Annotated in this window: 20 protein-coding genes, 1 tRNA gene and 2 rRNA genes; 15 read left to right on the forward strand and 8 right to left on the reverse strand. The window is 49.0% G+C overall.

Going from position 1 to position 22,124, the window contains the following annotated elements:
* Positions 1 to 64: 64 nt before the first annotated feature.
* Positions 65 to 1,852, forward strand: a complete 1,788-nt coding sequence (locus JFQ59_RS08245) for an NAD+ synthase (protein WP_202319946.1) — start codon at positions 65 to 67, stop codon at positions 1,850 to 1,852.
* Positions 1,853 to 2,302: 450 nt separating this feature from the next.
* Here the strand turns inward: JFQ59_RS08245 and JFQ59_RS08250 are convergent, their stop codons facing one another.
* Genes JFQ59_RS08250 through JFQ59_RS08260 form a run of 3 tightly spaced genes read right to left on the reverse strand, consistent with a single transcriptional unit; the run spans position 2,303 to position 5,103 of the window.
* Positions 2,303 to 3,400, reverse strand: a complete 1,098-nt coding sequence (locus JFQ59_RS08250; RefSeq protein WP_330999866.1) for a PAS domain S-box protein — start codon at positions 3,398 to 3,400, stop codon at positions 2,303 to 2,305.
* Positions 3,369 to 3,647, reverse strand: a complete 279-nt coding sequence (locus JFQ59_RS08255) for a hypothetical protein (protein WP_202319948.1) — start codon at positions 3,645 to 3,647, stop codon at positions 3,369 to 3,371. The genes JFQ59_RS08250 and JFQ59_RS08255 overlap by 32 nt, the downstream gene beginning before the upstream one ends.
* A 40-nt stretch (positions 3,648 to 3,687) precedes the next feature.
* Complete coding sequence (locus JFQ59_RS08260; RefSeq protein ID WP_202319949.1) at positions 3,688 to 5,103, reverse strand: radical SAM/SPASM domain-containing protein; 1,416 nt, start codon at positions 5,101 to 5,103, stop codon at positions 3,688 to 3,690.
* Positions 5,104 to 5,205: 102 nt separating this feature from the next.
* On the opposite strand from JFQ59_RS08260, the gene JFQ59_RS08265 reads away from it, so the two are divergent.
* Positions 5,206 to 5,544 carry a transcriptional regulator gene (locus JFQ59_RS08265; protein WP_230972403.1) on the forward strand — a complete coding sequence of 113 codons (339 nt, stop codon included), beginning with the start codon at positions 5,206 to 5,208 and terminating at the stop codon, positions 5,542 to 5,544.
* On the opposite strand, the gene JFQ59_RS08270 is transcribed toward JFQ59_RS08265, so the two are convergent.
* From JFQ59_RS08270 to JFQ59_RS08280, 3 genes are read right to left on the reverse strand one after another with little or no spacing between them, the layout of a single operon-like run.
* A complete protein-coding gene (locus JFQ59_RS08270; protein ID WP_202319950.1) occupies positions 5,534 to 6,193 on the reverse strand; it encodes a 2,5-diamino-6-(ribosylamino)-4(3H)-pyrimidinone 5'-phosphate reductase in 660 nt (219 codons plus the stop codon). The genes JFQ59_RS08265 and JFQ59_RS08270 overlap by 11 nt on opposite strands.
* On the reverse strand, positions 6,190 to 7,086 hold the full coding sequence (gene moaA / locus JFQ59_RS08275) for a GTP 3',8-cyclase MoaA (RefSeq protein WP_202319951.1): 897 nt from the start codon (positions 7,084 to 7,086) through the stop codon (positions 6,190 to 6,192). Before moaA ends, JFQ59_RS08270 begins: the two co-directional genes overlap by 4 nt.
* On the reverse strand, positions 7,056 to 7,652 hold the full coding sequence (locus tag JFQ59_RS08280) for a molybdenum cofactor guanylyltransferase (protein ID WP_230972412.1): 597 nt from the start codon (positions 7,650 to 7,652) through the stop codon (positions 7,056 to 7,058). The genes moaA and JFQ59_RS08280 overlap by 31 nt, the downstream gene beginning before the upstream one ends.
* A gap of 54 nt (positions 7,653 to 7,706) precedes the next feature.
* On the opposite strand from JFQ59_RS08280, the gene mfnA reads away from it, so the two are divergent.
* The 7 genes from mfnA to JFQ59_RS08315 are packed head-to-tail and all read left to right on the forward strand — an operon-like array spanning position 7,707 to position 13,300.
* Positions 7,707 to 8,813: a tyrosine decarboxylase MfnA gene (gene mfnA, locus JFQ59_RS08285; protein WP_202319953.1), complete on the forward strand. Its 1,107-nt coding sequence runs from the start codon at positions 7,707 to 7,709 to the stop codon at positions 8,811 to 8,813.
* Positions 8,814 to 8,817: 4 nt separating this feature from the next.
* Positions 8,818 to 8,967, forward strand: coding sequence for a hypothetical protein (locus JFQ59_RS08290; protein ID WP_202319954.1), 150 nt, complete (start codon positions 8,818 to 8,820; stop codon positions 8,965 to 8,967).
* 12 nt (positions 8,968 to 8,979) lie between these two features.
* The gene (gene hisC / locus JFQ59_RS08295; protein WP_202319955.1) at positions 8,980 to 10,068 is read left to right on the forward strand and encodes a histidinol-phosphate transaminase; all 1,089 of its coding nucleotides are present in this window, start codon (positions 8,980 to 8,982) and stop codon (positions 10,066 to 10,068) included.
* Entirely contained in the window at positions 10,016 to 10,546 is a 531-nt protein-coding gene (locus tag JFQ59_RS08300; RefSeq protein WP_202319956.1) for an adenylate kinase family protein, read from the forward strand. The genes hisC and JFQ59_RS08300 overlap by 53 nt, the downstream gene beginning before the upstream one ends.
* Positions 10,547 to 10,556: 10 nt before the next feature.
* Positions 10,557 to 11,777, forward strand: coding sequence for an adenosylhomocysteinase (ahcY, locus tag JFQ59_RS08305; protein ID WP_202319957.1), 1,221 nt, complete (start codon positions 10,557 to 10,559; stop codon positions 11,775 to 11,777).
* The gene (locus JFQ59_RS08310) at positions 11,774 to 12,184 is read left to right on the forward strand and encodes a hypothetical protein (RefSeq protein ID WP_202319958.1); all 411 of its coding nucleotides are present in this window, start codon (positions 11,774 to 11,776) and stop codon (positions 12,182 to 12,184) included. The genes ahcY and JFQ59_RS08310 overlap by 4 nt, the downstream gene beginning before the upstream one ends.
* Before the next feature lie 24 nt (positions 12,185 to 12,208).
* Positions 12,209 to 13,300: a (Fe-S)-binding protein gene (locus JFQ59_RS08315; protein ID WP_202319959.1), complete on the forward strand. Its 1,092-nt coding sequence runs from the start codon at positions 12,209 to 12,211 to the stop codon at positions 13,298 to 13,300.
* Between the two features lie 112 nt (positions 13,301 to 13,412).
* Here JFQ59_RS08315 and JFQ59_RS08320 read toward each other — a convergent pair whose 3' ends face one another.
* Positions 13,413 to 14,138: an FKBP-type peptidyl-prolyl cis-trans isomerase gene (locus tag JFQ59_RS08320; protein WP_202319960.1), complete on the reverse strand. Its 726-nt coding sequence runs from the start codon at positions 14,136 to 14,138 to the stop codon at positions 13,413 to 13,415.
* 46 nt (positions 14,139 to 14,184) lie between these two features.
* Here JFQ59_RS08320 and cyaB point away from each other — a divergent pair, with 46 nt between their 5' ends.
* The 6 genes from cyaB to JFQ59_RS08350 all read left to right on the forward strand — a co-directional run bounded on the left by cyaB (position 14,185) and on the right by JFQ59_RS08350 (position 21,078).
* The gene (gene cyaB, locus JFQ59_RS08325; protein WP_202319961.1) at positions 14,185 to 14,700 is read left to right on the forward strand and encodes a class IV adenylate cyclase; all 516 of its coding nucleotides are present in this window, start codon (positions 14,185 to 14,187) and stop codon (positions 14,698 to 14,700) included.
* A 312-nt stretch (positions 14,701 to 15,012) separates the two neighbouring features.
* A 16S ribosomal RNA gene (locus tag JFQ59_RS08330) occupies positions 15,013 to 16,504 on the forward strand.
* A gap of 53 nt (positions 16,505 to 16,557) precedes the next feature.
* Positions 16,558 to 16,629 (forward strand) — tRNA-Ala (locus JFQ59_RS08335).
* Positions 16,630 to 16,734: 105 nt separating this feature from the next.
* Positions 16,735 to 19,677 (forward strand): 23S ribosomal RNA (locus JFQ59_RS08340).
* The 16S and 23S rRNA genes sit together here with 1 tRNA gene alongside, the layout of an rRNA operon.
* A 132-nt stretch (positions 19,678 to 19,809) precedes the next feature.
* A complete protein-coding gene (locus JFQ59_RS08345) occupies positions 19,810 to 20,460 on the forward strand; it encodes an HFX_2341 family transcriptional regulator domain-containing protein (protein WP_202319962.1) in 651 nt (216 codons plus the stop codon).
* A 6-nt stretch (positions 20,461 to 20,466) separates the two neighbouring features.
* Complete coding sequence (locus JFQ59_RS08350) at positions 20,467 to 21,078, forward strand: hypothetical protein (RefSeq protein WP_202319963.1); 612 nt, start codon at positions 20,467 to 20,469, stop codon at positions 21,076 to 21,078.
* Positions 21,079 to 21,098: 20 nt separating this feature from the next.
* Here JFQ59_RS08350 and ilvC read toward each other — a convergent pair whose 3' ends face one another.
* Positions 21,099 to 22,094: a ketol-acid reductoisomerase gene (gene ilvC, locus JFQ59_RS08355; RefSeq protein ID WP_202319964.1), complete on the reverse strand. Its 996-nt coding sequence runs from the start codon at positions 22,092 to 22,094 to the stop codon at positions 21,099 to 21,101.
* Between the last annotated feature and the right edge of the window lie 30 nt (positions 22,095 to 22,124).

Below are 22,124 nucleotides of genomic sequence, written 5' to 3' on the forward strand. Positions count from 1 at the left end.
GCGTGAAGATTGCTGTGAGAAAACCGGGTAAAATTATACATACTGCGACTATTTCTGTGTATTGATGACCCACATCAGGATCGCTCTTGCTCAGATAAACCCTGTGGTTGGAGACCTTGAGGGCAATGCAAGAAAGGTTGTTGAGTGGGCTGAGAAGGCGAAAAAACTTTCTGCTGACATTGTTGTTTTTCCCGAAATGGTTATAACAGGCTATCCTCCTGAGGATCTGCTCCTAAAGCCCGATTTCGTAGAGGACAACGTGAGATGGGCAACGTGGGTTGCACGGAATATCGACGGTATCGTGGCGATTTTCGGTTTTGTGGAGCAGTGTGATGACAATTACAACGCCGCTGCGGTTGCCAGCGGAGGTAAAATCGTTGCAACTCACAGAAAGATGTATCTGCCGAACTATGGAGTTTTCGATGAGCAGAGGTATTTTAAAGCTGGAGATGAACCTCTTGTTGTTGAAATTGACGGTGTGAGGGTGGGACTGGGAATATGTGAGGATATATGGTACCCTGATGTAGTCCAGATGGAGGCTCTTTCAGGAGATGCGGAAATAGTTGTGAACATCAATGCTTCTCCCTATCACGTCGGGAAATGGAGGTTGAGGGAGAAGATGCTCGCAACGAGGGCAAGCGATAACACGGTTTTCGTTGCATATCTCAACATGGTTGGTGGGCAGGATGAGCTGGTTTTCGACGGCCATAGCATGGTATTCGGCCCTGACGGCGAGCTGGTCGCTAGGGGAAAGCAGTTTGAGGAAGACCTCATAATTGTGGATCTTGACAGCAGAGAGGTCCTTCGCAAACGTCTCCATGATCCAAGGAGAAGGCAGGAAAAAGAGAAGGTGGGGGCAGGGGTGAATTTCGTAAGAGTGAAGCACGAGAGAAATGACAACAAACCTGAAATACCGGAAAGAAACGTTCTTCCTCCCCATCCTGTCGGTGAGATTTACAATGCTCTTGTGCTTGGTGTGAGGGACTATGTAAGGAAAAACGGGTTTAGGAAGGTCGTTATCGGACTATCCGGCGGGATAGACTCCAGTATAGTTGCTACGATCGCTGTTGACGCTTTAGGCTCTGATAACGTTATCGGCGTGAGGATGCCCTCTCCATACACCTCAAAAGAGAGTCTCGAGGATGCTGAGCAGCTTGCTGAAAATCTTGGAATCGAGCTGATAACACTGCCCATAGCCGGGATATTCGAGGCATACAGAAAAACACTTGCTCCTGTCTTTGCAGGACTCGGTGAGGATGTTACAGAGGAAAACATCCAGGCGAGGATACGCGGGAATCTGCTGATGGCTTTGTCGAACAAGTTCGGATGGCTTGTTTTAACAACAGGAAACAAGAGCGAGATGAGTGTTGGATACGCAACGCTTTACGGGGATATGGCCGGGGGATTTGCTGTGATAAAGGATGTGCCCAAAACCTTGGTTTATGAGCTGGCGAAATACAGAAATAAAATGGAGGATTCCCCAATTCCAGAGAGAGTTTTCTTGAAACCGCCATCAGCAGAGTTGAGACCGGGACAGAGGGATGAGGATGAACTTCCGCCCTATCGCATTCTCGATCCCATACTGAGGGCTTACGTCGAGGAGGACAGGAGCTGTGAAGAGATAGTGGCGATGGGGTTCGATGCCGAAATCGTGAGAAAAGTAATAAAGATGGTGGAGAGGAACGAATACAAACGCAGACAGGCACCACCGGGGATAAAGATCACACCAAGAGCTTTTGGCAAGGACTGGCGGTTTCCGATAACGAATCACTATCTGGAGTGCAGTCGGAGAAACCATCGAGCAGCAGACAGGACATCGAGCCAGTGGGGAAGTAACGCAGCTCAGGGGTAGGCAAATTATGGTACACCAAAGAACTTCTCAACATTCGCAAAAGATATCTGCAATCGGATTTATGTCGGAAGAGTAAGGAGGAGATAACTTCTCAGCCTTGTTTCTTTCAGGACGCTATACAATAAAAATCCTGCGATGTCGATACCAATTTCAGCTCCATCTAAGTTTCGCACGTTTTTCGCATGTGCGTTTTCCGTTAGCTTTGCTGGCCTCCCCCAAACTCCGGGATTTTTTAACCATGCGTAGCCTGTTGCTTTAGTGCCCCCATTAAGTCTGCTGTAACGCTCATATGTTGCTGTTTTCAGTAAGATTCTGGGTTTGAGAGGAAAAGATTGCTGGTGATGGGTTGCTGCGTGCCACGGAGTGTATGTGCCACAAAATGATTGGGGAAGGTTTGTTCAGAGACCATTGAGCAGAAAAAGCATTTATCTTGAACGTGTTTCCGGCAATCTACCGGTTCTTCATCTTCCTTTCCGATCTTTCCCATAAACTGTCTAGAGTTCTGATAATTTCCGTAATTCTGTCAACCTGTTCAATTATTTTCTGTCTGGAGTCGCTATTCTCAATTAATAATTCTGCAAAAGCTCTCAGAGCAGCGAGAGGATTTCTTATTCTGTCAACAAGATACATTATGATTAGAATATTTTCATAAAGCATATTGTATAGCTCATTTTTTATTTTCTCGTCTTCCAGTGATTTAAAGGCTAAGGCCAGGTCTTCCGAGAGTCTTTCAAACAAAATTTTTTCCTCTCTGTTAACTCTCTCCACGCATAGGTAGCCGAAATTATCTCCGCCATAGGTGATGGGAAAGTAGATGTCTTCAGGTTTCTCAGAGATTCTGGCGGAGTAGTCTGAAAGAATTTCCTCGACTTTTTTAATAAGCTCTTCTCTATTTCTGATTCTTGCTATTGCCTTGTTTACTTCGGCAACATTCTTCAACAGCTTGTTCAGGATTACGAGTTCTGTTATGTCCTTTGCTATAACCAGGCAGTGTCTTTTTCCGCCTATTTCTATGGGGACATAATGGTTGATGAAATGTTTGCCCTCTCGTTCATCCTGAAATGTTATGCCCTCATTTGTATCAATAACTTTTTTTGCAAAGCTCAACCTCCTTTCCGCCACCTCCCCTCCAATAATCTCAGAGGTAGACTTGCCAATGGGGTTCGTGCCCAGACTTTTAACCATCGAAGGATTTGCCTCCACGAATACACCCTCTTCCGTCAGGATAGCGATAAGATTTGGTGAGTTATTTACTATTTTCCAGTATTTCTCGGCACTTTCTCTCAACTGCTTGCGCCTCTTCACCTTCTCCGTCACATCTCGGAGTATAAGCAGCACGGCTTTTTCGTTCCTGAATCGTACCAGACTAGGTTTGGTTTCAAAATGTATTTCCCTTCCGTCTGGCAGAACAAATACTTCCTCTTTTGGTTCCACCTCTTCTCCGCTTAACACCTTCTTCATCCTTTCTATTGCTATTGGCCGATACTTGGGGTGAATAAATTCAACAACATCTCTTTTAAGGTCCTCCGCTCTGATGTATTCCAACACTTTTGGATTTGCGAATAGTATTTTTTTCCCCGTTGTGGATGACAATCGGGTCAGAACTTCTTTCAACAATAGTACAAAAGACTTCAAAATCGAGAAGTCTTTCAATAACATCATCGGAGGGATTTTCTCCGGGGAGCAGGATAAATCCGGCAAATTTTTTGACCTCATCCTGTAATTTTACGTCGCTCAAAATTGCTATATCACACTCCTCGATGTCGTTTTCGTCTTTAATTATAATTATCTTCATTGGAGCAATTTTGCTCAGAATCTTAAAAAATTTTCCAAATTTATTGTAGTTCCAGTTCTGATATTTTAACCTGCTTCCACCAATTTTTGTTTCGGATGCAGCCAGGATCAGGCTTTAGATAATCCCCAAAATAGTTGTAAGCCCTTGCTCTGCAGCCGCCACAGTAATACCTGTATCTGCATGTTCCACAACCCTCTATAATATCCTTATCTCGAAGATCCTCAAAGACGTGATTGTGGAGCCAGAGGTCTTCCAGACTCCTGTGATCTAGCTCCCTTATGTTTCCTACCTTCAGGGGAAAGAAAACACAGGGCTGGATGTCACCATTTGCCCTCATCGATATGTAAAATCTCCCCGCACCGCAACCCCCGATAAACCCGGCCAGCTCCCTCAGCCTGTCCCCCGCAGTTATATTGTAGAAATGGGTTGGCACCATGTTTCCCTCGCACTGAAGAGCAACTCTTGCAAATTGCGGTGCGGTGGACAGTAGCTGGATGCTTGAGGTGTGGTTCCTCTGATACAAGAACTTCAGCAGTTCCTCTCTTTGCTCAGGGCTGATATCTGCCTCAACAATTTCTCTCCCTCTTCCAGTGGGAATAAAGTTGTAATGCATGAACCAGTTAACGCCCAGTGTCTCGCAGAGACCTATAACTCCCTCAACATCCCTGTAGTTGTATTTCGTGACAGTCATGGAAACGTTGACAAACAGTCCTGCCTTAAGAGCATTCTTTATCCCTTCGACCGTTCTGTCGAATGAGCCGGATATTCCTCTGAACCGGTCGTGCGTCTGTTTAAGACCGTCCAAACTGATCTGCAGGTACCCAACTCCGCTCTCTTTTAGTTTTCTTGCAACATCTTCGGTGATAAGAGTTCCGTTAGTGGCAATTGCAACGTAGATTCCTTTATCAGCAGCATATTTTGTCAGATCAAATATATCTCTCCTTACGAGTGGCTCTCCACCGGAAAACGCTATTATGGTAACTCCAAGCCTGTCAAATTTGTCTATTGCATCGAAGGCTTCTTCAGTTGTTAGTTCGTCCTCCAAAGGCTTTCCGGCAGTCGCATAGCAGTGCCTGCAGCGGAGATTGCATGCGTAGGTTACATCCCAGACCACCTGAAAAGGTGCACCCGGAACAAAAGGTTTCTGCATTCCAAAATTAGCCAGACCCTTGATAACATTCGCTAAACCTCTTCTCCAGTAGGCATCCTTGAATTTCTCCTTCAGTTCCCCGTAGGTTACATTGAAAGCCTTTGCCCCCCTCTCCAGAACGGGTTTGACAACCTTCGAGGCCAATCTGCACTTCCAGCAGGCCTTGTCTCTGTAACCCAACGCAAGTTCGAGGGCGACCTCAAGCCTGTTTTTCTGACAGAGGTGACAGTAACCTGAGAGTGATTTTATTGCCGTCTTTGCTACAGGATTATCCACAACTTCAGCAAAAAACCTGATTCTGTCCATTTTACCCACCCTGCATAAGTATGTATTTCTGTATAAATGCATTGCGTAAAATTTATTCCCATGTAGGAACAAATTTGTTCATAGGATAGTTAAATATCAGGAATGGGAAAGGGGGATATGGGTATGAATCCGCTCCATGAGATCTCAGATGTGATAGAGAATATGAAGTTCAAACCATCAGACATCAGAATATACTCACTTCTTCTGGAGAAAGGGGAGATGAGGGTGAGTGAGATTGCAAGAGAGCTTGGTCTTTCTGTCAGATTTGTCAGGGACAGGTTGAAAGTGCTGGTTAAGAGGGGAATCGTCAAAAAAGAGCTAATTGAAAGGGGATGGGTGGGCTACATTTACAAAGCTGAAAAACCCGTAAAAGTTCTGGAGAAGATAAAATCAGGGCTAATTCTGGAGTTTGAAAGAATTGAAAAGAGCCTCACGGATTGAATTTTACATGCACCGCAAATCCCCCTCCAATTTTCTTAATTCTCTCGATGCTACAACCCACGATTTCTGACCTCCCGTCACATATTGTTGGAGAACTGCTGCCGCCTATGAACATTGGGGCATAGTAGATTCTCATCTCATCAACCAGCTTCTCCGAAATAAGGGACGAAATCAGAGTTCCCCCACCCTCAACCATAACCTTCCTTATTCCTGTCTTGTACAGGTATTCAAGCAGCAACTTTAAATCGACCTTCCTCCCTCCGAACACGGCAACCTCAGCAACCTCAGCAACCATCTTCATTTTTTCCCTGTTCGCCGATTTTGAGACTGCAACAATCGTCTTTGCCTCATCGTTCAGAACTCTCGCGTCAAGGGGCACTCTGCATTTGCTGTCAACAATCACTCTCACTGGGTTGGGGCTTTTTCCCTGGCCGACCCTCATCGCCCTGAGTTCAGCACTTTTCACAGTCAGTCTCGGATCATCAGCCAGAACCGTGCCTATTCCCACCATAATTGCATCCGAGTTTGCTCTCAATTCGTCCACGATCTTTAAGTCTTCTGCGCATGAGATTTTAAGCTGTTTTCTTGTTTCATCACTGATTTTACCGTCCAGACTTGCGGCAACGTTGATGAAGACGTACGGTCTCATGGTTCACCTTTGAAGTATGGCTCCCTTTTCCTGACAGTTGCTATTATTTCGTTTATCAGCTCATCGTCGTGTTTTCCATTGATGCTTATGGTGGTATCTCTTAGAAGACACGGTTTTAACTTACCGTCAGAGGTGACCCTCATCCTGTTACAGTGCATGCAGAAGGCAGAGTTGTCAAGGGGCTTTACGAACTCAATCACGCCCAGAGGAGTGAAATACTGCATCCTTCTGTGCATGGCCCTAATTCTTGTCTGGAATGCAATTTCAGAATATTTTTTTTCTAAAGAGGAGATGTCAAAAAAGTACTTTTCCAGACCGGGGAGAGGTAACAGCTCGATTAACTGCAGAATCGCTCTCACTTCACTGCTATTGAATGAATTCGTAAACTCCAGCAGATTTTCCACCTCATCATCATTTATACCCTTCAGCACAAGCATGTTAACCTTTACGGGGGTTAACCCAACCTCGCATGCCCGGGATATCCCACTCACGACCTTTTCGACATCACCAACTTTTGTGATGAACCTGTATTTCTCCGCATTGAGCGTATCGAGACTTACATTCACCCTGCTCAATCCGCACTCTCTGAGTTCCTCTGCATACTTTTCCAGCAAAATTCCGTTAGTGGTCATTGAAATCTCATCAAACTCGGGCATTTCCTGAATAATATCCAAAATGTCCTTTCTGAGCAGTGGCTCTCCTCCCGTAATTTTGAGTTTTTTCACACCGAGCTTGTGGAAGGCCTTTGCTATCTCGACTATCCTGTCCGGTGACATCTCCTTTCCCGGGTTTCTCTCCCCTTCCTTATGGCAGTAAAAGCATTCGAGATTGCATCTGTTGGTAACAGCAATTCTTAAGTTCGTCACAACCCTTCCAAACCCATCTCTGAGCATATCTCTTCAGCCCTCTTCAAATCCTCCTCTGTGTTGATGTTGAGGAATGAGAGCAAATCTTTATCAAACTTTCTCAGGTTTTCTGCAGGATAGTAAATAACATTGAGATTTCTCAAGGGGAACAGTATCTTCCTTATTCCGGATTTAATCGCCTTTTCGATCTCTCCTATCGATCCTCTGGAGTAGTAAGCAAGCAGTGGCTCGGGATATTCATGTTTGGGTACCAGTGCATCGCAGCCCGTCTCAACACCCTTCTCGTATATGTGTTCGACAAGTTTTTTTCTAACAAAAGGCATATCCACTGCAGCGACAACGCAATTTTCAAAGAAATTCAGAGCAGCATGAATACCGGCTATTGACCCCACGTCCCTGTAAAAGTCGCATGTAATCTTAATATCGTACCTCTCGGAAAGAAATTTTGCCTGCTTCTCATCTCTGCAGACAAAAACTGTATCGTATTCCGAGTACTTCTCTATGGCTATTTCAATCAGTCTTTTCCCGCAAAGTTCGACCTCTGTTTTTTCCATCCCTATTCTGCGCCCTACACCACCCACAAGTACAGCCATCCTCACTGCGGAAAGTTTAGTTAGCTATTTATTACACTTTTCCGAGATGGGTTCATGGACATCACCGATGAACTGAGGGCGTACAGAGAAAAGGACATTCCGTACTCTCGGGTACTCAGCTCTATGTGCACAATTCCGCATCCGATTGCTCTTGAGGCCCACAGTATGTTCATAGAGACGAATTTGGGAGACCCGGGGATATTCAGAGGCACCCTTGAGCTGGAGAAGAAGTTGATGGAGATGCTTGGAAAAATTCTACACTGTGATAATCCTGCAGGGTATATCTGCTCCGGTGGTACTGAAGCAAACATTCAGGGAATAAGAGCCGCAAGAAATATTCAGAGATCGAAAAATAAACCGAACATCGTCATTCCTGAAACTGCTCATTTCTCGTTTGAGAAGATAGGCGACATTCTGGGCGTGGAGATCCGAAGGGCTGGGATAGATGAGGAATACCGGGTTGAGGTGGGCATGGTGGAAAGACTGATCGATGATTCCACAGTTGCCATTGTTGGCATTGCCGGAACAACCGAGCTAGGACAGATTGATCCAATTGTGGAGCTTTCAAAGCTTGCAGAGGAGAGAGGTATAGAGCTCCATGTCGATGCAGCTTTTGGTGGTCTCGTGATCCCCTTCATGGATGATCCTTACCCCTTTGATTTCCAGAACAAAGGTGTATCCTCGATTACAATAGATCCGCACAAAATGGGTATGGCCACGATTCCCGCCGGAGGTATAGTTTTCAGAAGTGAAAAGTACCTGAGAGCTCTTGAGGTCGAGACTCCTTACTTGACATCGAAGGCCCAATTCACCCTCACAGGAACTAGACCGGGAACTGGCGTAGCTTCGGCCTATGCCGTGTTAAAGCACCTGGGATTTGATGGTATGAAAGAGGTCGTGAACAAATGCCTGGATAACACAAGATTGCTGGTTGAGGAGATGATGTCGCTGGGATTTGAACCTGTTATCGAGCCAATAATGAACGTTGTTGCCTTTCCGGCAGATGATGCTGAAAGACTGAAAGAGGAACTGTACCGGAGAAATTGGGTGATATCCACAATAAGAAATCCGAGAGCAATAAGGTTTGTTATTATGCCCCATGTCACGGAAGAGGTTATTAAGTCATTTATATCAGATTTTAGAAAGATTGTTGGAAGGTGAGAAAATGGAGGTAAGGCTTGTGGTTGATGGTGAGGATATCGAGATGAATGAGTTTGTAACCAGGGTTTTTGGTAAGGTTATAGAGGCTCTGGTTTCAACGCTCAGGGGAGTTGATGAGAACTGGGATATAGTGAAAATTGAAGTGGTCAGATAGCCGGTGAGTTGTTTGTTGCGGGACTGCATAGAACTCACACAGTATGTTCCGGGAAAGAGTATCGAGGAAGTTAGAAAAAAGTATGGACTTAAGAGGATTGTAAAGCTGGCCTCAAACGAAAATCCCTATGGTCCGAGTCCTAAGGCCATAAATGCTCTTCGCAGTTTTTTGGACCTGCACATTTACCCCGATCCCAGCTACAGTGAGTTGAGGGAAAGGTTGTCGGAGTACACAGGGTGGGAAGAGGATAGAATTGTGGTCTCCACAGGAATCGATGGAATTCTTGAAACAATTTTTTCGCTCCTGATTGATAAAGGTGACGAAGTTCTAATTCCAGTACCCACTTTTCCTTACTATCACATTCTGACGAGGTTGAGATGCGGGAGAGAGGTTCTTGTAAAGAGAGGGAGGAACTTTAGGATTGACGAGTCCGTACTGAACTTCATAACAAAAAAGACGAAAATCGTTATAGTTTGCAGCCCCAACAATCCCACCGGCAATACTGAGTCGGAGGAGGTTGTTAGGGCAATAGCCGAAAGCACAGACGGTCTTGTGTTTGTTGATGAAGCCTACATCGAGTTTTCAGATTCGAAAATGGACATTGACGCTGAAAATGTTGTCATTGCACGTACTTTTTCTAAGGCCTTTGGTCTTGCAAATCTGCGGATTGGATATGCCAGACTTCCGGACTGGTTACTCGAACCCTTCAGGGCAGCTTCAACGCCATTTCCGGTATCCACTCCTGCTGAAAGAGCAGCTATTGCCGCTCTGGACGATGTGAAATGGATGCAGGAATGTGTTGAAAGGATAAGGTTTGAGAGGGAGAGAGTTTATCGGGAACTGAAAGGAATGGTTGAGGTACACCCATCGCAGGCCAACTTCCTGTTTTTCAGATCTCCGCTGGATAATCTTGCCGAGGAGCTTCTGAAAAAGGGTGTAATCGTGAGGGACTGCAGGAATTTTGTGGGGTGTGACAGACACATCAGGGTTACTGTGGGTAAACCGGAGGATAACGACATGTTTCTTGAAGCGGTTAAGGAGGTGCTTGGTGTTGATAGCACTGACAGGCACCCCGGGAACGGGGAAAACAGCAGTAGCTGAGAAGCTTAAAAAGAGAGGGCTGAGAGTTGAATCTGTAATTGAGCTGGCAAGGAAGAACGATAGCATCATCGATGAAGAAGGGGATGAGGTGGTGATTGATGTTGAAAGGCTTTCGAAAACGAGGTTTGACGGGATTGTGGAGGGACATTTATCTCATCTTCTTTCTCCAGATCTGACGGTGGTGCTGAGGTGCAATCCTCTTGTGCTGAAGAAACGACTTGAGGAGAGGGGATGGAGCGAGGAGAAAGTGATGGAAAATGTTGAGGCTGAACTTCTTGATGTCATCCTTGTAGAGGCTCTTGAAAGCTGTCCGGAGGTTTATGAAGTGGATACAACCAATTTGAAGGTGGATGATGTGGCTGACATTGTTGAGGGCATCGTTAGAGGAGATGCAGGGTTAAGAAGAAACTATAAACCGGGAAAAATTGACTGGTTATCTGAGCTGGAGGAGAGGTTGGATGAGGTGGTAAGGAAGTAAAGTGGTTGCTATGAAGGAGGGATTTGCGAAAATCGGATGGGCAGAAACGCACATGAAGGTTCTGGAGAAGGTGAGGGAGGAATTCAGAAAGGAGAAGCCACTTGAAGGATTTACTGTTGGAATGGCTCTTCACGTTGAGGCCAAAACTGCTGTGCTGGTCAAAACTCTTGTTGAAGGTGGGGCAGAGGTTGTAATCACAGGATGCAATCCCATGAGCACTCAGGACGATGTGGCAGAGGCTTTGAGAGAGATGGGGATTGCCTGCTATGCAAAGAGGGGTATGTGTGTTGACGAATACTATGAAGCCTTGAAGAATGTTATACTGGCTGAGCCTGATATTGTAATCGATGATGGGGCCGATTTGATCTTTTTGCTGCACGGGGAAATGGAAGGGTATGCGGAGAAGATTAAGGGAGCGAGCGAGGAAACGACAACAGGAGTTGTCAGGTTAAGGGCTATGGAAAGAGATGGAATCCTCAAGTTTCCCGTAATCGCCGTGAACGATGCCTACACAAAGTATCTATTTGACAATCGCTATGGGACAGGTCAATCTGCAATCGATGGTGTTTTGAGGTCCACCAACATGTTAATCGCCGGTAAAAATGTGGTTGTTGCAGGATACGGGTGGTGTGGCAGGGGAATAGCGATTCGGGCCAGAGGTCTGGGGGCCAACGTCACGGTGACTGAGGTAGATGAGGTCAGGGCACTTGAGGCTGTTATGGATGGGTTCAGGGTTACTACTATGGATAGGGCGGCCGAATACGGTGACATCTTCATTACAGCCACGGGCAACAGAGATGTAATCCGGGAGGAACACATTGAAAAGATGAAGGACGGGGCAATACTGGCAAATGCAGGGCACTTCAACGTGGAGATTGATCTGAACGCTCTTGAAAGAATGGCGAAGAATGTGAGAGAAGTAAGGAAGTACGTAACGGAATATGACCTGGGCAATAAAAGAGTGTACCTCCTGGCAGAGGGAAGGCTGGTAAATCTTGTAGCTGCTGATGGTCATCCGATAGAGGTTATGGACATGAGCTTTGCAAATCAAGCTCTGGCTGCGAGATACATTGCAGAGAGCTGGGAAAAGCTTGAGAATAAAGTTTACAGAATGCCCGATGAACTAGACAGAAAGGTCGCACGGATAAAACTTGAGACAATGGGCATTGAAATAGACAGGATGAGTGAAGAACAGATAAGGTATCTGTCAGACTGGAGGTGTGGAACTTGATCTGGACTTACAGAGCCTTGAACAATCCGGCATCCAGAAAAAAATGGATCATTTTTGTTTTTGTTATTATTCTGGCAGGGTTTGGGTATACCGGCTACAAGATTCTGAGTGGTGGAGAAATCGGGAAATCCCTAATAGTTGCGGCCATTTTTGCCCTGTTTGTCAGTCTGTACGCAATTATTACGCTTGGAAAGCCGAGACATTACTACATCGAGGGAGACTATGTTTACTACAGACCATTCAAAACAAACCTGAGGGAAATAGAGGATTTTGAGGTTTGTGAGGAAAAAAAGTTGATAAAACTGAAGGGTGCAGGCATTCTGTCTGTCAGAACTCTCTATTTTGAAAATCAAGATGATATGAAGCAGGTGGTCAGGAAACTGAATAAAATTTTGGGGAAAATATAAAAAATATATTCGTTAGAATTTTATTTGGGGCAGGTAACAGCAATTATGGTTTCTTTATCCGTGTGCATGCAGTGTGCTGTTTGCAGCTCCTCATGCAGCATGCGGTATACTATGAATGTAAGAAAGCTGATCGCTCATCACATCGGAAATAGCGATAAGTTCTGGAGCGAAGAGCTGTGGAACTGCACGACCTGTCATGTTTGCCAGGACAGGTGCCCGAGAGGAATACCTATTACTGAGCTTATAATTAAGGCCAGAAGCGAGACGATAGAAGCTGGGAAGATTCCGGGAGATTTGAGAGAGATGCTGGAAAGCGTTCTGAAATTTGGCAACCCGTTTGGGGTGGGAAAGGCGAAAAAAAAGGGTTGGCATGGAAACAGATTCAGGTTTGTCGACGAGGGGGACTTCGAATATCTCTACTTTGCCGGTTGCAGCGTTGTCGACGACAGGATTGCCAAAGTAGCGAGAAAAACTGGAGAACTTCTTGAAGCAGCGGGAATCAATTTTGCAATTTTAAGGGAGGAGGGGTGCTGTGGAAACGATGTAAAGGCTGTTGGAGAAGAAGGGCTTTTTGAGTTGCTGGTCGAGGAAAATAAAGCGGTTTTTGAGGAATACGGTGTGAAGAAAGTGATTGTGTCTTCTCCCCACTGTTACAACGCATTTAAGAACTATTACGATGTGGAAGTTTATCACGTCTCCGAGATATTCCTCAGGGCAATTAATGAGGCAAGTCTGAGATTCAGAAGTGTGATTGAAAAGAGGGTTACGTATCATGATCCGTGCTATCTCGGCAGGTACAACGGCATTTATGACGCCCCAAGAGAAGTTCTGAAGGCAATTCCGGGGATAGATCTAGTGGAGATGCCTAGAAACAGAGAGAATTCACTGTGCTGTGGTGCCGGAGGAGGGAACATAGTTAGGGATGTAGAGTACCGCCCATCGCTGAGCAGAATCGATGAAGCGTCTCTCACTGCTGCCGATGTGCTTGCAGTTTCCTGCCCGTTTTGCCATATGATGCTGGAGGACGCTGCAAAGGTCAGGAAGGTGGATATGGGAATTCTGGATGTTGTAGAGCTGCTATACGAGTCAGTTTTTGGTGATCTGCCTGAGGGGTAGATTCCGGAGGTAAAAAACTCAGGCAGTTAGAAAAACCAGGCAACAATCTGGTAAGCGGAACTTTAACTGCAAATTAAATATTTATTTTGAAAAAATATTTGTGTTGAGAGAATCAAGCCTCCTCCTCTGACGCCTCATCCTGTTCGTCTTTCAGCTCCTCACCGAGTTTCAGCATTTCGTGCTCACGCTCGAATCTCTCGACAATTTCAATTTCCTTTACATCCGTATGCTCGAAAATCTCTTTGACAACTCTGTACCTCCCTATAAGGAATAGCTGATTGAGGTAGGCGTCACTAGACACGGCAATTATTGCCTTCTCGCCCTCGATCTTCACGTCCCTGACGTCTATTCCCGTGTGGATTACAAATAGCGCTTTAATTTTGTCTTCAGGTTTTTCAAGTTTCTCTTTGATTTCGTAGTCGAAAATAATCTTCTTTCCGGCGAGAGGGTGGTTGAAGTCAACTATTACTCTTCTGCCCACTATTCTCTCAACCGTTCCTACTCTGTCACCGATTCTCACTCTCTGTCCTATTTCTGGTCTTTCCTTGAATCTGTTTATGCTGAAAGTGTCCTTGTAATCGGGGTTGTATTCACCGAATGCTTTTTCCGGAGGAACTTCTACTGTACCCTTGTAACCAACTTCCTTGCCCTTTACGTCTTCTTCAAGTCCAGGAAGGATGTGTCCTTCTCCTATGACAGCATAAATATCCCCATACCTGGCGTTCTCGTTGTAGATTCCATGCTCCTTTGCAACTTCCTCGTCTGTAGTGTCTACTACCGTACCGTCCTCAAGTTTTGCAGTGTAACTTAGTCTGACAAAGTCACCATCCGATATCATAACACCACCTTTTTAAGCCCCACTGGGCGGATATAAAAAGATTGAGATGGAAGTGGAGATTAAGTTCAGGTACAGGGAAGGGGTTGAAGAGAAAGTAAGTGAAATGGCAGAATTTGTGATTGAGAAATATGAATACGACGTGTATTTCAACCATCCGTGCAGGGATTTCAGGGAAACGGACGAGGCTGTCAGGATAAGGAAGGATGTTGAGGGGATAAATATTACTTACAAAGGGCCAAAGATCGATTCTGAAACCAAAAGCAGGGAGGAAATAAAGCTAAAGGTTGAAGATTTTGATATGGCGTTTAAGCTGCTGGAAAAGCTGGGATTTACCAGAGTTATGGAGGTAAAAAAGCTGAGAAAAATCTACAGGCTGGGGGATGCGATAATATGCATTGATGATGTGGAGGGTCTGGGCAGGTTTGTTGAATTTGAGCTGGAATCGGACAACATTATGGAAAAGCAAAAGTTGTTTAGCATTGCCGAGAGTCTGGGATACAGGAGAGGAGATGCAATAAGGGAGTCGTATCTCGAGTTGATTTTACAGGAAAAATCAGGATAAGCAAACGTCATGCCATCCAAAAGTCTTAAATATCGTATGAGTTCCAACTAATTTCACAACACAGGCTCGTGAGACAGAAAGGCTTGAGCAAAAGCCTTATAAACATAGAAACCTAAAAAGATGTTGCCAATACGGGCTTGAAACCGTGGGTCCGGCAAGTGCCCCGATGGGGCGTAAGCCCAGAATGAGGGGAAGCCTTCCTACCCACGGTATATGTAGGGAGGACCGCAGAATTTGCGGTCTGATGTGGGCTTGTCAGCAGAGCAAACCGGCAGGCGAGGGACGTATTCACCCGCTTTACACTCCCCGCCAATTCTGGTTGATCCTGCCAGAGGCCGCTGCTATCCGGCTGGGACTAAGCCATGCGAGTCCAGGGGCTTGTATCCCCTCGGGGATGCAAGCACCGGCGGACGGCTCAGTAACACGTGGACAACCTGCCCTCGGGTGGGGGATAACCCCGGGAAACTGGGGCTAATACCCCATAGGGGATGGGTACTGGAATGTCCCATCTCCGAAAGCGTTCAGCGCCCGAGGATGGGTCTGCGGCGGATTAGGTAGTTGGCGGGGTAACGGCCCGCCAAGCCGAAGATCCGTACGGGCCATGAGAGTGGGAGCCCGGAGATGGACCCTGAGACACGGGTCCAGGCCCTACGGGGCGCAGCAGGCGCGAAACCTCCGCAATGCGGGAAACCGCGACGGGGTCAGCCGGAGTGCTCGCGCATTGCGCGGGCTGTCGGGGTGCCTAAAAAGCACCCCATAGCAAGGGCCGGGCAAGGCCGGTGGCAGCCGCCGCGGTAATACCGGCGGCCCGAGTGGCGGCCACTTTTATTGGGCCTAAAGCGTCCGTAGCCGGGCTGGTAAGTCCCCCGGGAAATCTGGCGGCTCAACCGTCAGACTGCCGGAGGATACTGCCAGCCTAGGGACCGGGAGAGGCCGGGGGTATTCCCGGGGTAGGGGTGAAATCCTGTAATCCCGGGAGGACCACCTGTGGCGAAGGCGCCCGGCTGGAACGGGTCCGACGGTGAGGGACGAAGGCCAGGGGAGCGAACCGGATTAGATACCCGGGTAGTCCTGGCTGTAAACGATGCGGACTAGGTGTCACCGAAGCTACGAGCTTCGGTGGTGCCGGAGGGAAGCCGTTAAGTCCGCCGCCTGGGGAGTACGGCCGCAAGGCTGAAACTTAAAGGAATTGGCGGGGGAGCACTACAACGGGTGGAGCCTGCGGTTTAATTGGATTCAACGCCGGGAAGCTTACCGGGGGAGACAGCGGGATGAAGGTCGGGCTGAAGACCTTACCAGACTAGCTGAGAGGTGGTGCATGGCCGCCGTCAGTTCGTACTGTGAAGCATCCTGTTAAGTCAGGCAACGAGCGAGACCCGCGCCCCCAGTTGCCAGCGGATCCCTTCGGGGATGCCGGGCACACTGGGGGGACTGCCGGCGCTAAGCCGGAGGAAGGTGCGGGCAACGGCAGGTCCGTATGCCCCGAATCCCCCGGGCTACACGCGGGCTACAATGGCCGGGACAATGGGTACCGACCCCGAAAGGGGTAGGTAATCCCCTAAACCCGGTCTAACCTGGGATCGAGGGCTGCAACTCGCCCTCGTGAACCTGGAATCCGTAGTAATCGCGCCTCAAAATGGCGCGGTGAATACGTCCCTGCTCCTTGCACACACCGCCCGTCAAGCCACCCGAGTGGGCCAGGGGCGAGGGGGTGGTCTCTGGCCACTCTCGAGCCCAGGGTCCGCGAGGGGGGCTAAGTCGTAACAAGGTAGCCGTAGGGGAATCTGCGGCTGGATCACCTCCTAAAGGTGCATTCCAGTCTACTCGCCTGCCGGGCTCATATGCTGACAAGCCCATGGGCTCGTAGCTCAGCGGGAGAGCGCCGCCTTTGCGAGGCGGAGGCCGCGGGTTCAAATCCCGCCGAGTCCATTATTTCGTGCACCCGGCGATGAAAGTCGTCGGGGAAGGGTTGATGCCCTCATGGGCAGGTGAAGCCGTGCAGAGGTTCGTCCCCAGATGCAATCTGGGACCGGCTCTACCGGCGATTATCCCGGCCGGTGGATGGCTCGGCTCGGGCGCCGACGAAGGGCGTGCCAAGCTGCGAAAAGCCCGGGGGAGGCGCATGGAGCCTTAGAACCCGGGATTCCCGAATGGGCAATCCTGTCCCTTCGGGGACGCTCCCTCATGGGAGCGGGAACGCGGGGAAAGGAAACATCTGTGTACCCGCAGGAAAAGAAAGCAAACGCGATGCCGTGAGTAGGGGCGACCGAAAGCGGCACAGCCCAAACCGAACATCCCGTGGTAACACGGGATGGATGTGGTGTAGCAGGACCCTGCCTAATGCCGTGGAGCGAAGCCGAAGTGGTCTGGAACGGCCCGCCGTAGAGGGTGAGAGCCCCGTAGGCGTAAGTTCCACGGTTACAAGGTGGGGTCTCCTGAGTACCGTGGGTTGGAATTCTCGCGGGAAGCTGGGGGTCATCAACCCCCAAGGCTAAATACGTCCCGAGTCCGATAGCGCAGTAGTAGGGTGACCGAAAGCTGAAAAGAACCCCAAGAAGGGGAGTGAAAAGAGCCTGAAATCGGCCGGGGATAGTGAGCAGTGGCTCGAAAGGTAATCCCGGCGAAGGAAAGCACCGAGAGGTGCGAGTACGAGCCGGGACATGCCGGAGTCACTGCGTACGTTTTGAAGAACGGGCCAGGGAGTGTACGGCAGAGGCGAGGCTAAGGAGTGAAACTCCGAAGCCGGAGGGAAACCGACAGCCCGCAGCTTCTGCGAGGGGCGGGGTGTGCTCGCCCGTAGTCTCTGCCGTACGACCCGAAGCCGGGCGATCTAGGCGGGGGCAGGGTGAAGCGGTGCGAAAGCGCCGTGGAGGCCCGAAGGGGTGTTGATGTGCAAATCGCTCCTCTGACCCCCGTCTAGGGGTGAAAGTCCAATCGAGCCCGGGGATAGCTGGTTCCCCCCGAGACATACCGCAGTATGACCCGTCCGGAGGTTGGCGGTGGGGTAGAGCACTGATAGGAGGATCCGGGGGGTGACACCCTCGCCCTCCTGTCAAACTCCGAATCCACCGCCGCCGTAGATGGGCGGAGTCAGGGCATGGGGGTAAGCTCCATGTCCGAGAGGGAGACAACCCAGACCGGGGTTAAGGCCCCTAAGTGCCGGCTAAGTGTAAACGATAAAGGAGGTCCCGGGTCGAAGACAGCGGGGAGGTAGGCTTAGAAGCAGCCACCCTTTAAAGAGTGCGTAACAGCTCACCCGCCGAGACTCGGGGCGCCGAAAATGGACGGGGCTCAAGCCGGCCGCCGATACCCCGGGGCGCCGAAAGGCGATCCGGTAGGGGGGCGTGCCGATGGCGCAGAAGCCTGAGGCGTGAGCTCGGGTGGAGCCGTCGGTAACGAATATCCTGGCGGTAGTAGCAGCATAGTCGGGTGAGAATCCCGACCGCCGGAAGGGCAAGGGTTCCACGGCAATGTTCGTCAGCCGTGGGTTAGTCGGTCCTAACCCCGCTCGTAACTCGACGCGGGGGAAAAGGGAAGCGGGTTAATATTCCCGCACCGCTGCCCGTTGCCGTTAAGGCACCCGACGCCTCGGGATAGGCCGGGCACCTTTGCCAGGGTGTCCAAGCGCTGAAGCCCCCGGAGATCCGTAATGGAGAGAAGGGGGTGAAGGCGTGATGGCGTAAGCCGGCCGACTCCTGGGGCCCGTGAAAAGGGGGGCAGTGGACCGTACCGAGAACCGACACAGGTGCCCTGGGTTAACAGCCTAAGGCGTGGCGGAACACTCCGGCCGAGGGAATTCGGCAAATTGGCCCCGTATCTTCGGTAGAAGGGGTGCCTGCGGTGGTGCAAGCTGCCGCAGGTCGCAGTGACAGGGGGGGAGCGACTGTTTACTAAAAACACAGGGGGCTGCAACCCCGTAAGGGTTAGTACAGCCCCTGAGTCCTGCCCAGTGCGGGTACCTGAAACCCGGGTACAACCGGGCGAAGGGCCCGTAAACGGCGGGGGTAACTATGACCCTCTTAAGGTAGCGTAATACCTTGCCGCTTAATTGGCGGCTTGCATGAACGGATTAACGACTCCCCCACTGTCCCCGGCCGGAAGCCGGCGAACCCGACATCCCAGTGAAGAGTCTGGGGACCCCCGTTGGGAAGCGAAGACCCTGTGGAGCTTTACTGCAGCCTGCCGTTGCTTCACAGCTGGGGGTGCGCAGGGTAGGCGGGAGGCTTCGAAGCGGCCTCTCCGGGGGCCGTGGAGCCGTCGATGAGACACCGCCCACTTCCAGCTGTGGAGCTAACCGGCTATGCCGGGACATCGGTAGGTGGGCAGTTTGGGTGGGGCGCCACTCCCCCGAAAAGGTATCGGGGGAGCCCAAAGGTCGGCTCAGGCGGGTCAGAAATCCGCCGTAGAGTGCAAGGGCAAAAGCCGGCCTGACGTGAACCCGCACAATAAGGGTTCACGAGCCGAAAGGCGGGCCTAGCGAACCACCCTGGCCTTTTGGTGAGGCCGGGTGACGACAGAAAAGCTACCCCAGGGATAACAGTGTTGTCCCCGGCGAGAGTACATATCGACCCGGGGGCTTGCTACCTCGATGTCGGCTCTCCCCATCCTGGCCGTGCAGCAGCGGCCAAGGGTGAGGTTGTTCGCCTATTAAAGGGGATCGTGAGCTGGGTTTAGACCGTCGTGAGACAGGTCGGTTGCTATCTAACGGGGGTGTCCGGGCGGCTGAGGGGAAGGAGGCTCTAGTACGAGAGGAACGAGCCTCCGGCGCCACTGGTTGACCGGTTGTCCGGCAGGGCACTGCCGGGCAGCTACGCGCCATGCGGTTAAAGGCTGAAAGCATCTAAGCCTGAAACCGCCCCCGAAAAGAGCCGCCCTTTAAGGGCTCCGGTAAAAGACCGGGTTGATAGGGCCGGGGTGTAAGCGGCGAGCTTCGGCGAGCCGTTCAGCCCGCGGTCACTAATCGCCCGCGCCGATTGTGCCGGTCTCAGGCATAGACTGGGGATGAACCTTTGCATGGCTTTGAAGCTATTTTTACAAAGAAATTTGTTTGTACTAAGCCTGCTGCTCTATAAGAGAAAATTTTTTAAACAACAAAAGTTTCTTAGCGCTATGGCAAGTGTCGTGCATGTCATAACTGTAGAATCCAAGGCGGGTGATATTGTAGATAGTGTGAAAATGAGCGGGTATCCGATTCACAAAGCTTACTTGGTTTTTGACAAAGAAGAGGCTAAGAAGACTGTAGATGAGGTGAAAACAACCCTGAGTTCCCTCGTGGATGTTGGCGAGGTGAAACTTGAAGATGACGGGGTTTACAGCGCAGTTGAGGTTATACTGAAGACAGTAAGAAGCGAAGTAGATAAGGGTAACACTGTTCTCTTCAACATTACTGACAGTGACAAGTTGATGTGCCTCGCTTGCTTCATCTCAGCTCAGATTTCTTCAAGTGATATCTACATGAAATCCGGATCAGAGATAACCCGGATTGAAACTCCGCCCATAAAGCAGATTAATGAAGACAAACTTGAAATTCTCAGAGCTTTGGATAAGGAGGGTGGATCGGTAGATTCGATAAACAGACTTATTGAGCTCGTAGAAGGTAAACTTGAGGAGCAGAAGAGGTACATGGCTCAAAGAGCCAGAATGAGCTATCATCTTAACGGTCTGGAAGAAGACGGTCTTGTTGTGACTGAGAGGAAGGGCAAAAACCTCAGCATATATCTGACTGAACTTGGAAAAGCATTTGTAGCGATGTTTGGATGATACTCCATGCTCTCAGTACTTATAGTTGCAGAGGATGCCGAGTGGTATAGATACAAGGAACTTGAAGAATGTCTTATAAACGACTATCACGTGGAGTATGCGGACAGCGTTGGCAGATCCATTGCTGAGCTGAGCAGAATTGAATTCTCGTATGAGATAATTTTTTTCCTTAAACCACTGGAAATAGCGGAAATTCCGTCAGTATCGAGGCTCGCAAAGAGCAAAATAATGGTCTTTCACGTCAGAAATGAAAACGTACCTGTTAACTTTTCCGAGCGCCTGATGTTTGTTGGGGATATCTTGGATCTTAACGCATCGGCAATGAGGGGCAGGCTTGAATATTTCAGGGGAGTTGATGTAATAAGGCTGCTGGATGCATACCATATGGAGCTTAATGAGGATTGCGAGATAATTTTAAACGGAAACCGGAACACAAAAGTTCTTCTTGGTGATATAACATTCAGAACGGGGAAAAATGTTGTTTTCGGTGTAAGGAAAGACAACATTGCCCTGTTCTCCACAGACATTTTCTCCAATGAGGCAATGATCAACTCCCATAACTGCAGGTTTATCAAAAACCTTTTGAACGAACTGGTTGGTAAGGCTGAGGTTTACTGAGTTTTAAAAATTGGAAAGATTTATTTTTTGATCCACGGCATCATTTCTCTGAGTTCTTTGCCAACTTTCTCTATCGGATGGTTTTTCTCCATCTCTAGCAGCTTGTTATAGACTGGCCTGCCAGCCATATTCTCAAGAATCCACTCCCGTGCGAACTCCCCGCTCTGAATCTCTCTCAGTATTCTTCGCATCTCTTCCCTCGTCTGCTCTGTAAATATCCTCTTTCCTCTGGTCATACCCCCGTATTTCGCAGTTTCGCTTACCGCACTCCACATATTGTATATTCCACCCTCATAGATGAGGTCGACAATTAGCTTCAGCTCGTGCAGGACCTCGAAGTAGGCTATTTCGGGTTGGTATCCAGCCTCAACAAGGGTTTCGAATGACATCTTTATCATCTCAGCCACTCCACCGCACAGATCAACTTGCTCACCGAAGAGATCGGTTTCGGTCTCCTCCTTGAAGGTTGTTTCAATAACTCCCGCTCTTGTCGCTCCGATTCCCTTGGCGTATGCCAGAGCAACCTTCAGTGCTTTTCCCGTGTAGTCCTGATACACTGCGACGAGAGAGGGGACACCTTTCCCTTCAACGTACATTCTTCTGACCAGAGGACCGGGACCCTTGGGAGCCACCATCGCAACATCGACATATTCGGGAGGTACTATCTGGTTGTAATGGATGTTGAATCCGTGAGCAAACATCAGAAGGCTACCCTCCTTTAATTTATCGGCAATGTGCTCTCTGTAGACTTTAGGCTGAACCATATCCGGAATTAGCATTGCAACAACGTCAGCACCTTCTGCAGCCTCTTCAACTCTTTTTATCACCATCCCATCCTTCTCTGCCTTTTTCCAGCTTGTCTTGTCCCACGTTGGAAGTCCCACGACCACGTCAACACCCGAGTCCTTGAGGTTCAGTGCATGGGCATGTCCCTGACTGCCATATCCGATTATACAAACAGTTTTGCCATCAAGCTCTTTTAAATCCGCATCTGCGTCACGATAAATTCTGGCCATGCTTTCTGGTGTCTCAGGCGATAGATATAT

The organism is Archaeoglobus neptunius (assembly GCF_016757965.1).
GTDB lineage: Archaea > Halobacteriota > Archaeoglobi > Archaeoglobales > Archaeoglobaceae > Archaeoglobus > Archaeoglobus neptunius.

Bases quoted from the DNA above. Each gene is read 5' to 3' on its own strand.
- JFQ59_RS08345 (WP_202319962.1), top strand. From the start codon at position 19,810: ATGGCAAGTGTCGTGCATGTCATAACTGTAGAATCCAAGGCGGGTGAT.
- JFQ59_RS08320 (WP_202319960.1), bottom strand. From the start codon at position 14,138: ATGATATCGGATGGTGACTTTGTCAGACTAAGTTACACTGCAAAACTT.
- JFQ59_RS08265 (WP_230972403.1), top strand. From the start codon at position 5,206: ATGGGAAAGGGGGATATGGGTATGAATCCGCTCCATGAGATCTCAGAT.
- cyaB (WP_202319961.1), top strand. From the start codon at position 14,185: ATGGAAGTGGAGATTAAGTTCAGGTACAGGGAAGGGGTTGAAGAGAAA.
- ilvC (WP_202319964.1), bottom strand. From the start codon at position 22,094: ATGGCCAGAATTTATCGTGACGCAGATGCGGATTTAAAAGAGCTTGAT.
- JFQ59_RS08350 (WP_202319963.1), top strand. From the start codon at position 20,467: ATGCTCTCAGTACTTATAGTTGCAGAGGATGCCGAGTGGTATAGATAC.
- JFQ59_RS08290 (WP_202319954.1), top strand. From the start codon at position 8,818: ATGGAGGTAAGGCTTGTGGTTGATGGTGAGGATATCGAGATGAATGAG.
- JFQ59_RS08245 (WP_202319946.1), top strand. From the start codon at position 65: ATGACCCACATCAGGATCGCTCTTGCTCAGATAAACCCTGTGGTTGGA.
- mfnA (WP_202319953.1), top strand. From the start codon at position 7,707: ATGGACATCACCGATGAACTGAGGGCGTACAGAGAAAAGGACATTCCG.
- JFQ59_RS08255 (WP_202319948.1), bottom strand. From the start codon at position 3,647: ATGAAGATAATTATAATTAAAGACGAAAACGACATCGAGGAGTGTGAT.
- JFQ59_RS08280 (WP_230972412.1), bottom strand. From the start codon at position 7,652: ATGGCTGTACTTGTGGGTGGTGTAGGGCGCAGAATAGGGATGGAAAAA.
- ahcY (WP_202319957.1), top strand. From the start codon at position 10,557: ATGAAGGAGGGATTTGCGAAAATCGGATGGGCAGAAACGCACATGAAG.
- JFQ59_RS08260 (WP_202319949.1), bottom strand. From the start codon at position 5,103: ATGGACAGAATCAGGTTTTTTGCTGAAGTTGTGGATAATCCTGTAGCA.
- moaA (WP_202319951.1), bottom strand. From the start codon at position 7,086: ATGCTCAGAGATGGGTTTGGAAGGGTTGTGACGAACTTAAGAATTGCT.
- JFQ59_RS08270 (WP_202319950.1), bottom strand. From the start codon at position 6,193: ATGAGACCGTACGTCTTCATCAACGTTGCCGCAAGTCTGGACGGTAAA.